This is a genomic window from Methylotenera sp. N17 (assembly GCF_000799155.1).
Classification (GTDB): Bacteria; Pseudomonadota; Gammaproteobacteria; order Burkholderiales; family Methylophilaceae; genus Methylophilus.
This window is the reverse complement of record NZ_JUGE01000001.1, coordinates 1,926,144-1,940,072: the sequence shown is the minus strand read 5'-3', so window position 1 is coordinate 1,940,072 and position 13,929 is coordinate 1,926,144. Positions and strand designations below refer to the sequence as shown.

Genomic DNA, 13,929 nt, shown 5'->3' with positions numbered 1-13,929 from the left:
GAGGGCGCATGCAGGTTGTGCGCCTTCTTAAAATAATATTAATTTAAGAGGGATTTTTATGAACACACAAATTTTAAAACAAGCAGTATTAGGGGCGTTATTTGCAGTGTCTTCAGTTGCAGCAAACGCAGCAACGGTGACATTCAACTTTGATTATCTTGCAAATAACGGCACACCTACCGCTGCAACTAGCAGCGCATTGCCAAAAGGTGATTTTGCTACAGCTTCCGGCGGTACCGCAACTTCTGTGGGTACTATCACATTTACTGATTTATCAGACTTGAACTTAGGTGATGGCGCGAGTGGTGTGCGTACAACAATCAGTCTCAATGGTTTGAATCAATTCTCATCAGGCACTGGTTCTATCTTTATTTCTTCTTTTGAAATCAATTTTGCTGGTACAGAAAATCTGACCAATGACAGTTTTAGAACGGTAAGCGGCCTAGCTACTAGCGGTATTGAGTTTGCGGAAGGCGGTACATTAAGTTCAAGTGGTGTGGGTAATAACTGGGGTAATAACCCTTCTAGTGATCCTGCATGGGAGCAGGAAATCAATTTCACTGCAGGCACTTTTGTCAATGGTCAATTTTCCACATTGGATTTCTTGAACGGTGAAGACGGCTACAATGGTTTCTCCGTGGCAGCCTTGCTAGCTAATGCTGTGGATAGCCAAAATGCTGGATTGCCTAATGCGTATGCTTGGATCAGAGTGCGTTCTACTGGTCTTGGCATTGCAAACGATGGCAGTCAATGGTGGGGAACGCCATCCTTTAATGCGGCTGGTGGTCGTCTAGATGTATTGGCAGTGACTGCAGTGCCAGAGCCAGAAACGTATGCCATGTTCTTGGCTGGTTTGGGCTTGATGGGCGCAGTTGCGCGTCGTCGTAAACAAAAATAATCAAGTAAGTCTGTAGCTTTGGTGGCATTCATTGGTTTGAATGCCACTTATTTGTTTAAAAGCGTATTGGTTGTTTGAAAGCGTATTGGTTGTTTAAAAGCGTATTGGTTGTTTAAAAGCGTATTGGTTGTTTGAAAGACTATTGGTCATTTAAATGTAACTTAACGATGTTAGAGTAGCTTCCAGTTGTGTTGTCGCTTCAATATTAATACGCGTATTACGTTTACATTGCTTTTTATTAATCATGAGAATTACTCATATTTTTTTACGTTAAATCAATCCATACCGCCTTATTCAGAGCTGTATTTATTGCGTTGGATTGTGATGGCATGTCTGCTCGCAACAGCTTTGGCGTTGTGGGCAATTTTTTTTGTAACAAGCCGCAAAGCGTGCATATTGGCAATCGGCTAACGTTACATAATTTGTTGTTTTAAATAGTTTATAAGGAATTTTGATGCATATTGATTCGTTAAAGTCCCCGCTGGCGAATGTCTACTTAAGCGCTAAATGTTTGGTGATGGTCATGGCTTTTGTCTCGTTAAATGCTTGTGGCAGTAAAGAAGGAACATCGGAGACGCATTCCTCGCAAACGATTGCAAGAGTGAATGGCGATGAAATTACCGTGCATCAAATCAATAATGAATTGCAGCGTGCAAATGTTAAGCCAGAGCAGAAAGAAGCGGCGGCTAAACAAGTCGTGCAAGGGTTGATTGACCGCCAAATTATCGTGCAAGAGGCAATCAAGGCGAAGCTGGATCGTAATCCACAAGTGCTGCAGGCACTAGAAAACGCAAAGTCGCAAATACTGGCACAAGCTTATATCGAAGAAAAAATATCAAAGACACCTAAGCCTACTGCTGCAGAGGTTGCAGCGTATCGTAACCAACATCCGCAGATTTTTGCGAATCGTAAGGTATACATCATGGATGAGATTATGTTGCCTGCAAATACTTATAGTGATGCGCTCAAAACTGAAGTGGATGCAGCAAAAACAATGGAAGAAATTACAGCCTTGCTAGATAAACGCAGCATTAAATATAGACGCACACAAGCAGCACATGCGGCCGAGACACTGCCGCAGCAATTGTTAGAGCAGTTAGGTAAGATGAAAGTGAGTGATATCATTTTTGTGCGAGCCAAAGAAACCAATTTGATTGCCCGTATTCAAGAGGTCAAAGACGCGCCTGTTGCTGAAAAAGATTCCACACCTTTAATTGAGCGTATTTTGTTTGGCAATAAGCGCAAAGCGGTAGCAGAGTTGGAGATGAAGAATCTGCGTGCGGCTGCCAAAGTGGTGTATCTGGATAAAGCGTATGAGCCTGATGCGAAGGGTCAGGCCAATGCGGCGGCACCCCTAGAAGCCAAGTCGGCGGAGGTGCCAGTGGCGCCTGCTGCAACCCCACCAAGCGCAAACCCAGCTAAACCGTTGGCTGAACATGTGGAAAAAGGGCTATCAGGATTGTAATTTATCGTGGCTGCGTAGTGGATTTGGCATGGATAAGCCACAATGCCGTTACGCCATCATGCAGAACGCTGGCCAGATTTAAACAATAGGGAATACGAAATACATGCGGAATATATTGATTGTTTTGATGACGATTGTACTTGGCACTTGGCTACAGCCGGTGCTGGCAGAATCGTCTTCCTCTTATCAGCTCGGTGCGGGGGATGTACTTAGAATTAGTGTGCACAATAATCCGGATTTATCTTTGGAGACACGGGTGCCTGAAGATGGTGCGATTTCATATCCTTTAATTGGCAATGTCTCGGTTGGTGGACTAACTGCGAGTGCGGCAGAGAAAAAAATTGCCACCATGTTGGAAAGCGGCGGTTTTGTGAAGCAGCCGCAGGTCAATATATTGGTGTTGCAATTCCAAAGCAAAATGGTGTCGGTGTTGGGTAGTGTTAACAAGCCCGGGCGCTATCCGCTAGAGCGTGTCACCACATTGCCTGAGCTGATAGCGTTAGCAGGAGGCCCGACGGTTGACGGCTCGGATTTGATTACCATCGTCAATAAATCGGTTAAAACGCAATACGATTTAAATAAAATTATTGGTAATTCTGAAGCAGAAACCATAACTTTAACGGGGGGTGAAATTGTCTATATCCACTCACGTGATGTGTCTGTACTGGGTCAGGTAAATCGCCCAGGTAAATACGCGGTCACCAATGGTGTGCGCACGTTGGCAGACTTTTTATCCGTAGCCGGCGGCATTGCGCAAGGGGGCTCGGATACCATTTCTCTCAGTACCTTTCGTAATGGCGAGTTAGAGCATCTTGAAATCGATGTGGATAAGATATTCCGTTCTGGTGGCGATGCTGCCAATTTTGCACTGGCCAGCGGCGATATGATTTATGTGCCGCGCGCACCTATTGGCTATATCTTTGGTGAGGTGCAGCGTCCAGGCGCGTTTCGCGTTGAGCGCGATATGACGGTAGTGCAGGCCTTGGCGCAAGGTGGTGGGCCAACCGCACGTGGTACGCAACGTGGCATTAAATTGCATCGTCGTAACGCAAAAGGGGATGTGGAAGTGATCTCAGTGAAGCTAACCGATAAAGTGCTGGCCGAAGACGTCATTTACGTGCAAGAAAGCTTGTTTTAGGAAAAATAGCCATGAACTTTACGCAATTTCTACTCCTTTTAAAAGCGCGTTCCAAGATAGTGTTGGTGACCTTTGGCTTGACGGTGCTCACCACTGTGGCAGTCAGCTTGCTGATTCCTAAAAGCTATAAAGCCAGTACATCGCTCGTGCTGAATTACAAAGGGGCTGACCCAGTGACTGGCATTGCATTGCCGGCACAGTTGATGCCCGGCTATATGGCAACGCAAGTCGATATTATTACCAGCCATAGCGTGGCCAGAAAAGTGGTGGATGCGCTTAAATTTGCAGACAGCGATACTGCAAAAAAACAGTTTATGGAAGCCACTAAGGGCAAGGGCGATATACGTGATTGGTTTGCTGATCTGTTATTGCAAAAATTAGACGTAGTGCCTTCTCGTGAAAGTAGCGTCATTGAAATTTCATTCAGTGGTTCGGATCCAGACTTTGCAGCAGGGGTGGCCAATACGTTTGCAGCGGCCTATCAACAAACAAGCTTGCAACTGAAAGCGGAGCCAGCACAGGGTGCTGCTACCTATTTGAGTTCGCAATCCAAAACACTACGCGATGAGCTGGAAAAAGCACAAGCCAGATTGTCTAAGTATCAGCAAGACAATGGCATTACCAGCGGCATTGAGCAGTTTGATACTGAGAACGCACGGTTGAATGACTTAACCACGCAATATGTGGTGGCGCAATCTCAGGCTATTGAGGCCTCTTCACGCAAGGCTGGCGTATCCAGTAATGCGGCAGACTCTCCCGATGTGGCTTCCAATGCCTTAGTGCAGGGCTTGAAAGTAGACATTGCAAGATCTGAATCCAAATTAGCAGATTTATCTCAGCGATTAGATAAAAATCATCCACAGATTCAATCTGCACAGGCTGAAATCAGTAAACTAAGATCACAGTTGCAAGAAGCGATTCGTTCTACCAGTGCCAGTGTTGGCGGGTCAGCTAAAATCTATCGTCAGCGTGAATCTGAGTTGGCAGCACAAGTGGCTGCGCAAAAGCAGAAAGTGCTTAAGCTGAATCGCACACGCGATCAATTAATGATACTGCAACGCGATATGGAAAACGCACAGCGCTCACTAGATGCAGTGAGTCAGCGCTTTATGATGTCTAATCTTGAGGGGCAGGCCAACCAAACAGATATTTCCATATTAAATCCGGCTGTCGCGCCCATCGAGCATTCCAGTCCGAAAATACTACTCAATATATTGCTGTCGGTTTTTCTTGGCCTCATGTTAGGTGTTGGCTTCGGGCTGTTGGCCGAAATGTTGGATAGACGCGTGCGTTCTGTTGAGGATATTCAGGAGTCAGTCGAGATTCCTGTGTTGGGTGTGCTTTCCAGTGTCATTTCCACAAAATCCAAGCGGTTTTCATTTTTGCGTTTTCTTAAGTTGGCCTAACTCGAGAGTCACCCTATGAATTTGATCCAAGTACCCGTACCAGACAATATGATTAAACGCGATACCAGCATTGGGCGCTTACTGCTTGATTTAGGTAAGTTAACGCCAGAAGGTGCCGAGCGCGTTCTGCGTTTGCAAAAAGAGAAAGGCCTGCGGTTTGGTGATGCTGCATTAAGCTTAGGCTTGGTAAGCAGTGAAGATATTCGCCAAGTGGTTTCCATGCAGTTTGATTATCCGTACCTGCAAGCCGGGCAAGGTAGTTATAGCAGGGAGCTTGTGGCTGCTTATCAGCCATTTACCCCGCAAGTGGAAGCATTGCGTGCGCTACGCACACAATTGGTGTTGCGTTGGTTTGCTGAGCATGGCTCGACCATTGCGATTACCGGTGTGCAAAGTGGTGATGGCAGCAGTTATATTGCAGCAAACTTAGCCGTTGTGTTTTCTCAGCTAGGCGAGCAGACCTTGCTGATTGATGCAAATTTAAGGCAGCCGCGTCAGCATAAAATTTTTAACCTAAAAGGGCAGCGAGGACTATCGGACATAATCGTTGGCCGAGCCGACCTAGACGCCATTGTGCGTATCGAGTCATTCATGGGCTTGTCGGTATTGGGTGCAGGTACCATTCCACCCAATCCGCAGGAGCTATTAAGTCGCAGTGCTTTTTCCGAACTGCTGAACAGCGCCGCCAATCAATATGATGTGATTATCGTTGACACGTCATCGGCGGATGAAAGTGCTGACTATCAATCTATTGTGGCACGTACTGGTGGAGCATTGGTGGTCGCACGTAAAAACCATACCAAGTTAGCCAAGATTAATGATCTCAGTAAGAAGATTAAAGAGATTGGTGCGCAAGTAGTTGGCGCCGTATTAAATGAGTATGAGTAAGTATTGTGTGTAAATAAGTAAGTACAGCCTTTATCCATTGATTTCACTGTCTATGCAAACATCAAACCGTCTTCAATCTGTACTTAAAGAATGGTGGCCTATATTACTGGGTCTACTGGCGCTTTACATTCCGATGTATCACGCAATCGCTACCGATTTATGGTCCACGCAAGATCAGGCACATGGCCCGATTGTGCTGATGGTGGTGTTATTTTTGGCTTGGCAAAAGCGTGATGTCTTATTGAATGCACCCGCTGTAAACCCTTCCACAATGGTTTCTATATTAGGCTGGATCATCCTGCTGGCTGGATTGCTCAGCTATGTATTGGGGCGCTCACAAGATATCTTAATGTTCGATATCGGCTCACAAATCCTGATATTTTCTGCGGTATTACTGATTACACGCGGCACACGGGCACTCAAGTTGATGTGGTTCCCGCTATTCTTTATTTTTTTCATGATTCCATTGCCGGGATTCTTTCTTGATGCAGTTACATTGCCTATGAAAATTGCGGTCTCTACTGTTGCAGAACAAATCCTCTATTGGGCGGGTTATCCAATAGCCAGATCCGGTGTGGTACTACAAATTGGTCAATACCAGTTGTTGGTCGCAGATGCTTGTGCGGGTATGCATACGTTGATTTCATTGGAAGCACTGGGCTTGCTGTACCTGAATCTGGTCAAGCATGACTCCCTGTTTCGTAACTTTACGCTGGCACTGTTGATTATTCCTATTTCGTTTACCGCCAATGTGATTCGCGTCATGGTGCTGACACTGGTTACCTTTTATTTTGGGGATGAAGCAGGCCAAGGTTTTATCCATGGCTTTGCTGGTATGGTGCTGTTTATTGTGGCCTTAACCTTGATTATGTCGGTAGATTCTGTGCTGCAATATTTTAGTAAGCGGCTAGAGATGCATAAAACAAAACCGGCAATGCGTGGAGTGACGGGATAATGCATCATACATTCAGAAATATCGTCATGGCAGTACTGATGCTATTGGCTGCAGGTGTGGCTATGGCAATACATCCAACCCATCGTATTGCCGATGATGGCCCCGCTGTGATTCTGGAAAATATGATTCCTATGCAGTTTGGTGACTGGAAAGATGAGCCGCAGCAAAACGGTCATATCGTGAATCCGCAGGTAAAAGAAAAGCTAGATAGAATTTATACGGCCACGCTTTCTCGCACTTACGTCAATAGTACAGGCGACCGCATCATGCTTTCTATTGCTTACGGTGCTGACCAAAGCGATGCAAAGCAATTGCATTACCCAGAAGTCTGTTATCCGGCACAAGGGTTTCAGTTAATGTCCAATCAAGTGGGTGAGCTCAAAACAGACTTTGGCAATATTCCGGTCAGAAGGTTGTACACAGTGTTAGGCATGCGCGCTGAGCCGCTCACCTATTGGACAACCGTGGGTAATAAAGCGGTACTGGGCAGCAAGCAAACCAAACTAGAGCAATTGCGTTACGGCTTCCGTGGAAAAATTCCGGATGGCTTGCTGTTCCGTGTTTCCTCAATTACATCGGATGCAGATGCTGGGTATGCAGTACAGCAAGCGTTTGTGCGTGCGCTGATTGCGGCCTTGCCTCAACAAGACCGCGCCAAACTGGCCGGGTTATCTCAGTAATGTATCTGTTGAGCAACAGATGATTGCACGTTATGGCAAGGAGCGCGTTAAGCGCGGCCTGATACATTTCTTTATAGGTAAGAGCGTTTCTGCACTGGGTGGCTTTTGTGCAATGTTGCTGGTGGTGCATGCGCTTTCCATCGGTGATTTTGCCAAATATTCTGTCTTGGTCGCGCTGGTCGAAGTGTTTACCGCGCTTTCAGGGTTTGGTATCGCACACATGTTTCTGCGCTATGTGCCAGAGTTGTACGTCAAATTCCAAGCCAAAGCCCTGCGCTCTTTAATCTTATTCGGATTAGGATTTCGGACAAGCATACTCATACTACTGCTTTTGTTAGCCTGGTTATTTTCCAGCTATTTAAGTGGGTGGATTGGCTTAGCCTCAGTCGTCAGCATTTTCAATATATTTTTAGTGGTGGTTGCTTTTCGGTCCACAAACCAGTTTTTATCGATGATCTTGGAATCCACGTTACATCAGGGTATCGCGCAATCTGCATTCTCCATCATTGCGATTCTCCGTTGTGTCGGTATGCTGATGCTCATTCATCAGCACCCCCAACAGGTAGACCTAGTCGATGTGATCTGGGTAGAAGCCTGTGCAGAGTTTATTGCCATGGTCATCATGTTAGTCGGCATAGGGTCGGTACTTTGGCAAAGAAAAATTGCCGATGCGCCTGAATCAGAATGGTTTGAAGCAAACCGTGCACAACTGATTACATTTTCTAAAGCGGCCTATTTCCAGCATTTGGCTACGCTACCGTTTGGCGCCAATACCAATCGTTTAGTTGGTGGTGCCATGTTTGGAGAGCACTTGATGGCAAAGTTTGGCTTTGCAAATTCGCTCTATGAATACATTAAACGTTACTTACCCACGCAGCTATTGATTGGTCTGATTAGGCCAGTGGTGGTGGCAAGGTATAGCACCACACGTAATTTTGCAGTTGCGGCCAATTTGTGTGAGCAATCACTTCAAATTAACTTGGCGTTATTGGCTGGGTTCCTTGCAGTCATGCTGGTCAGTGGGCGCGAAATCTTGCTGTTAATTTCAGCCGGTAAATACGGTGCTGCAGGCATCAGTGTATCCGTGCTGAGTGTACTGTTGGTATTGCTTGTGTTTGAAACCCAGCGCGTCATTTTGGAAATGCTTGCGCAAATGGTGGAGCGTTATGACGTGATGCTTCCAAGCAATATTTTTCTTGCGCTTTCGGTGCTGGGTGGCATAGCAGCATTTCCAATATTAGGGGTTATTGCACTCCCAATGGCTAATATATTCGCGCTGATCTTGGCTAACTATTGGGTAGCGCATCGACTGTCTACGCTTGGCTTTCAATATCAGCATGACTGGAAAGCCAGTGCTGAATCGTTAGCGATGTTGCTGGTGTCAGTCTTGGCCGGCAAGGCTTTCTTACACTTTGGTACACACTGGGTGTTGGCGCTGGTCATCACCGTAGGCATGTATAGCCTGATGTTTGTCAGGCTGAAATTGTCAGCGAGCGTGCAATTTGCGCGCGAACTCATCGGGAATAAAGGTTAGGTCGAGGTGGTTATGCAAATTGGTATTTTGACAATGCATCGTGTGAAGAACTATGGTTCATTTTTACAGGCATATGCCTTAAAAAGCGTCGTAGAATCATTGGGGCATTCGGTCACGTTTAGAGACTTTCATCATGGATCACCTCGGCACCTTGGCCAAAAAGTGGTTGCGCCTAGCCTTGTAAAAAAAGTAGCAAAAATCCCTCAACTTGTGGCTAACCTGCATACCACCATTAGCAAGCATCAATTTAGACATCGTTTCAATACCCGCTTTGAGCATGATTTTATGCCTATGTTAGGTGTTGGCATCAGCAAAAATTACAACCTACAAGCAGATGCGATGGTGATAGGCAGTGATGAAGTATTTAATTATTGTCAAAATCAAGTGTTTGGCTATGTCCCTTGTTTGTTTGGTCATGACATCACCGCAAAAAAAATCATGAGTTACGCGGCCTCTGCCGGCTATGCCAACTGGAACGATGTAATTGCAGATAACATGGTGGATGAACTGGGATCCGGCTTTAAAAAAATGAGTGATATTTCGGTAAGGGATGAGAATACGCGCTTGTTGGTAGAGGTGTGCACCGGGCAATCGCCCACCATGGTGGTTGATCCAACATTGATTTATGATTTTGATGCACACCTGCCCAAACAACGCGTTGTAGATGGGAATTATTTGCTGGTGTATGCGTATGAAGGTCGTATGGACTCTGCGCGCGAAATCAATGCGGTGAAAGCTTTTGCGTTGCAGCATCAATTGAAAGTGATTTCGGTTGGGGCATACCACGCGTGGTGTGATGACAATATTGTGGTATCACCTTTTGAAGTGCTCAGCCTATTTAAAGAAGCTGCTTATATTGTCACCGAAACTTTCCATGGCAGTATTTTTGCCATGAAATATGGAAAACAGTTTGCCGCATTTGTGCGTAGCGATAATCCGTTAGGCAGCAATGCAAATAAGCTGACTTATTTGCTACACCAGTTTGGCATGGAGTCACGCATTGTTAGTACGCCCGAAGCACTTGAGCAAGTGTTATTAGCCAAAGCGCCTGTGGAGGTATTTAACGAGCGCTTGGCTAAGTTAAGCGCGCAGTCGTTACAATTTTTGAAACAAGCACTGCAGTAACCTAGACATTTCGATGATTAAAGTCGCATACGCATATGACATATAAAACATGGATTCTGAAATACTCACCAGCCTTTTTGCAAAAGCGGCTGCGTGATATGTATTTTGCAATCAAGTTGATGCCTGGCTATGTCTATGACTTTGTGCGGTTTTTTACCTATGCAGGGCTAAATAAATCTCGTGATGATCAAATTCAGCGTGCTGCAAGAATGACCCTGTATGCGCACCAAGTAGAAAAAGGCTTGAGCCTGGCTGCACCGCGTCTCGGCTTTGGCATGACCGTTATTCCTACGCTATTGGATGACATTGCGCGTTACATGGATGACTACGGCTTAGATACAACGGTTATGACAGCATTGGCCGCACTCAACAGTTATGTGGCATTCCATCATCAACTGTCTCACCCTGTAGATCATGTGGCGCAGCGTTTAGATGACATTGTCCAACAATACCAGCTATCAACGAGCGCAATGCAATCATGGCAAGGTGGTGTGACCAAGGTGAACCGACAATCGCTGGAATCAGCACGGGACAATGGGTTTTCTACATTGTTTGCATCACGCCATAGCGTTAGGCAGTTTAGTGGGGAGGCCATTCCGGAAAATAATATTTTGCGGGCAGTGAAGTTGGCGCAAAAAACACCCTCTGTGTGCAATAGGCAATCTTGGCGGGTACATGCGTTTAGCAAGCCAGCAGACATGGCGGCACTACTTGCGATACAAGGTGGTGGACGTGGCTTTGCTGAGCATGCATCTGTTATTTTGGTCGTCACTACTGAGCTTGGCAGTTTTTTGGGGGTAGCAGAACGCTATCAAGCATGGATTGATGGCGGTATGTTTTCCATGTCCTTATGTCTTGCTTTTCATGATTTAGGGTATGGCACCTGTTGTTTAAACTGGTCAAAAGAACCCAGCGCTGATAGGGCTATGCGAAAAGTAGCCCCTATTCCAGCATCAGAACAAATTGTGATGCTGATTGCTGTAGGCACCTTGCCGGAAGAGTTCACGGTGGCGTGTTCCTATCGTCCGCCGGTCACCGATCTTTTAGTGATGCACTAGACATACGACGACATGCGATTTTTTAAACGAAACCCTACATCAGCACCTGCAATCAAAAGTGACCCATATCACTTAGGCGTCAAGCATGGCAAAGTCCGCGCGATTGGGCTCTTCATTGTTGTGGTCTTAACCTCTATCTTTTTTGGCTTATTGGCAACCACGGCCAACCCAGTGTTAGTCGGCATGGGCGCTGGCTTAATAGTTGGGCCAGCATTATTGCTAGTGCCAGAGTTGACCATTTGGATTATATTGATTATTGGCTTACTGATGGGGGTGTTATCTGCCAGCCCACAGTTTGGTAAAGTCACTTGGATTGTCTCTATCTTTAGCCTGTTGTTGATATTGCCTTCCTTGGTCAATATGGCTTGGAGCAAAGAGCGGCATGCACCGACATTCATCAAAATCGCATTAATTTTTATGGTGTATGCGGTTTTGGTCACGTTCATTCAATGGCATTCTTTCGGTGAGTTCTTGGCAGGTTTCAAGCGCTATTTTCAAGCGTTTGGGTTGATGTTAGCACTCACTTTATTGGTGTTTTTACCAGCGAGCTATGCGCGTTGGCGCAAATTTTTATTGGTGGTTGCCTTACTACAAATGCCTTTTGCTTTATATGAGCTATTGGTATTGGTACCCAAGCGCGGTGGTATTTCACTGTCGAGCGAGACCACGGATGTAATTGCCGGCACATTTGGGGCCAACCTGTTAGGCGGTAGCCCCAATTCTGTCATGGTGACCTATATATTTATCACGCTTTCTTTTTTAGCTGCGCGTTGGCGTGCAAAATTAATCAGTCATGCGTTCTTTTTCTCCATGGCCTTTATCTGTCTTCTGCCATTGGGCATGGGCGAATCTAAAATTGCGGTGGTGATGTTGCCGCTGGCCGGGTTGATTTTGCTCAGAAAAGAGATGCGTGAATCGACTTTGAAATATATTCTGGCGTTGATGGGCTTGACGATAGTCACGCTAGTATTGGGCTATATTTATATCACTGTGCTGATGGACAGCAGCTTGTATGAGGTCATTGAGTTAACGCTAAGGTACAACGTTGGCGATCAAGGCTATTCCAAACGACAACTGCTCAACCGCTTAACCTCCATTACCTTTTGGTTTAAAGAGCAGCATCTGTATGACCCTGCTAGCTTCCTCATTGGGAATGGGCTGGGGAGTTCCTACACCTCATTGACTAGCATGGGCGGGCATATTGGGGCGAAGTACCCTTACTATGGGATTAACCTTACCGCGGCTTCTACCCTGTTATGGGATACCGGGGTGATTGGGTTTGTGATGTTCCTCAGCATTTTTGTTTCCGCTTGGAACGCAGCGGGCAGGCTATACCGTTTAACAAGTGAAGCAGCTGTAAAAGCCGATGCACTTGCAATTCAGACATCGATTGCCTTGCTCGCGTTAAGTATTATCTACTCAGACTTTATCGTCAACCTCGTTTCTATGGAGCTTATCTATGCCCTAGTGCTAGGCTATTTAGGCTATTTGCTTAATCTACATGGGGATAAAAAGCGCGCATCTCATTTACCTAAGGCCATACAACATGCAGCCTAAACGCTTGCATCTTTTGTATTTTACAGCGGAGCAATGGCCCACCTTTAGGCCAGATGTCGTTGCTTTATTTGGTAAGTATTTACCACGGCATGGCGTGACGTGTGATTTGGTAACTGATCGCGATATTCAAGCAACATCGCCATTAACAGCTTGGGGTGGCGGGCAAGCGATAGTATGCAATATGCCGCAAAGCCGTATTGCACAATACGTTGTAAAGATGCTGCATAACCTAAAAACGTTATGCTTATTTGATGCCCAGCAATATGACGCGATTCAGGTGCGCGATATGTCGGTCACGGCAGTATTTGCACTACTGGCAGCACGCGTGAAAGGTTTGCCTTTTTACTATTGGTTATCTTATCCACAGTCTGAAGGCCAGATAGATCGTGCCAAAAAGCGTGGGTATCGCGCGGGTATGCGTTATTTCTTTCCTCTGCTGCAAGGGTATATCGGGCAGTGGCTGTTGTATTACATTGTGCTAAAACGCGCGGATCATGTGTTTGTGCAAAGCCAGCAAATGCGCTTAGATTTAGTCAATCAGGGTATCCCATTTGCGCAGATGACACCGGTACCTATGGGCGTGGATACCGAGGCTGTAAGTTTGGAGCAGATTCTGCCTTCCGACGATGCGCGTTTGGCAGGTAAACGTGTACTCATCTATTTAGGCACCATGGATCCGGTGCGGCACATTGAAATATTGTTTCAGATGTTGGCTATCGTGAAACAACATGTGCCCAATGTGCTGATGGTACTGGCGGGTGATGTTGATGATGTTGCGTATCGGGCTTGGCTTAGAGCGCAAGCAGATACAGCCGGCGTTTCAGACTACGTGCTGTGGAATGGCTGGCAAGCGGCCACGCAAGCTTGGCGTTATGTACGTGCGGCAGAGCTTGGGTTATCCCCCGTGCCTAGAAGCTATTTATTAGATATGGGCTCACCCACCAAAGCCGTTGAGTATATGGCCTTGGGAGTGCCGGTTATTGGTAACGACAATCCGGATCAACAGCAGGTCATCACAGAAAGTGGTGCTGGGGTATGCGTGCCCTATACAGCAGAGCAGTTTGCGCAAGCGGTGATTCAATTATTGCAATCCCCACACCTCACACAAGACATGGCTGCAAAAGGCCGTGCATACGTGCTAGCAGAACGTGGCTACGACAGTATCTCAAGTGAAGTAGCCAGCACGTATCACCGAATTCACAGAAAGCGATAAGCAGTCACGGCT

Annotated in this window: 12 protein-coding genes; all 12 read left to right on the top strand. The window is 46.2% G+C overall.

Going from position 1 to position 13,929, the window contains the following annotated elements:
- Positions 1–58: 58 nt before the first annotated feature.
- Positions 59–898 (top strand): PEP-CTERM sorting domain-containing protein, encoded by an 840-nt coding sequence (locus tag FG11_RS09150; protein ID WP_052185007.1) that lies wholly within the window; start codon positions 59–61, stop codon positions 896–898.
- 454 nt (positions 899–1,352) lie between these two features.
- Positions 1,353–2,363, top strand: a complete 1,011-nt coding sequence (locus FG11_RS09145; protein ID WP_047534505.1) for an EpsD family peptidyl-prolyl cis-trans isomerase — start codon at positions 1,353–1,355, stop codon at positions 2,361–2,363.
- A gap of 127 nt (positions 2,364–2,490) precedes the next feature.
- Positions 2,491–3,501: an SLBB domain-containing protein gene (locus FG11_RS09140; protein WP_020182786.1), complete on the top strand. Its 1,011-nt coding sequence runs from the start codon at positions 2,491–2,493 to the stop codon at positions 3,499–3,501.
- Between the two features lie 11 nt (positions 3,502–3,512).
- On the top strand, positions 3,513–4,907 hold the full coding sequence (gene epsF, locus FG11_RS09135; protein ID WP_047534503.1) for a chain length determinant protein EpsF: 1,395 nt from the start codon (positions 3,513–3,515) through the stop codon (positions 4,905–4,907).
- 15 nt (positions 4,908–4,922) lie between these two features.
- Positions 4,923–5,795: a chain length determinant protein tyrosine kinase EpsG gene (gene epsG, locus FG11_RS09130; RefSeq protein ID WP_047534500.1), complete on the top strand. Its 873-nt coding sequence runs from the start codon at positions 4,923–4,925 to the stop codon at positions 5,793–5,795.
- Positions 5,796–5,847: 52 nt separating this feature from the next.
- Positions 5,848–6,750 (top strand): exosortase B, encoded by a 903-nt coding sequence (xrtB, locus tag FG11_RS09125; RefSeq protein WP_047534497.1) that lies wholly within the window; start codon positions 5,848–5,850, stop codon positions 6,748–6,750.
- A complete protein-coding gene (gene epsI, locus FG11_RS09120; RefSeq protein ID WP_047534495.1) occupies positions 6,750–7,430 on the top strand; it encodes an exosortase-associated protein EpsI, B-type in 681 nt (226 codons plus the stop codon). The genes xrtB and epsI overlap by 1 nt, the downstream gene beginning before the upstream one ends.
- Before the next feature lie 19 nt (positions 7,431–7,449).
- The gene (locus FG11_RS09115; RefSeq protein WP_047534484.1) at positions 7,450–8,964 is read left to right on the top strand and encodes a hypothetical protein; all 1,515 of its coding nucleotides are present in this window, start codon (positions 7,450–7,452) and stop codon (positions 8,962–8,964) included.
- Between the two features lie 12 nt (positions 8,965–8,976).
- On the top strand, positions 8,977–10,089 hold the full coding sequence (locus tag FG11_RS09110; protein ID WP_047534483.1) for a polysaccharide pyruvyl transferase family protein: 1,113 nt from the start codon (positions 8,977–8,979) through the stop codon (positions 10,087–10,089).
- Between the two features lie 35 nt (positions 10,090–10,124).
- A complete protein-coding gene (locus FG11_RS13645; RefSeq protein ID WP_200884574.1) occupies positions 10,125–11,147 on the top strand; it encodes a nitroreductase family protein in 1,023 nt (340 codons plus the stop codon).
- Between the two features lie 12 nt (positions 11,148–11,159).
- Complete coding sequence (locus tag FG11_RS09100; RefSeq protein ID WP_052185006.1) at positions 11,160–12,704, top strand: hypothetical protein; 1,545 nt, start codon at positions 11,160–11,162, stop codon at positions 12,702–12,704.
- Positions 12,694–13,917: a glycosyltransferase gene (locus tag FG11_RS09095; protein WP_235276370.1), complete on the top strand. Its 1,224-nt coding sequence runs from the start codon at positions 12,694–12,696 to the stop codon at positions 13,915–13,917. Before FG11_RS09100 ends, FG11_RS09095 begins: the two co-directional genes overlap by 11 nt.
- The last annotated feature ends 12 nt before the right edge of the window (positions 13,918–13,929 follow it).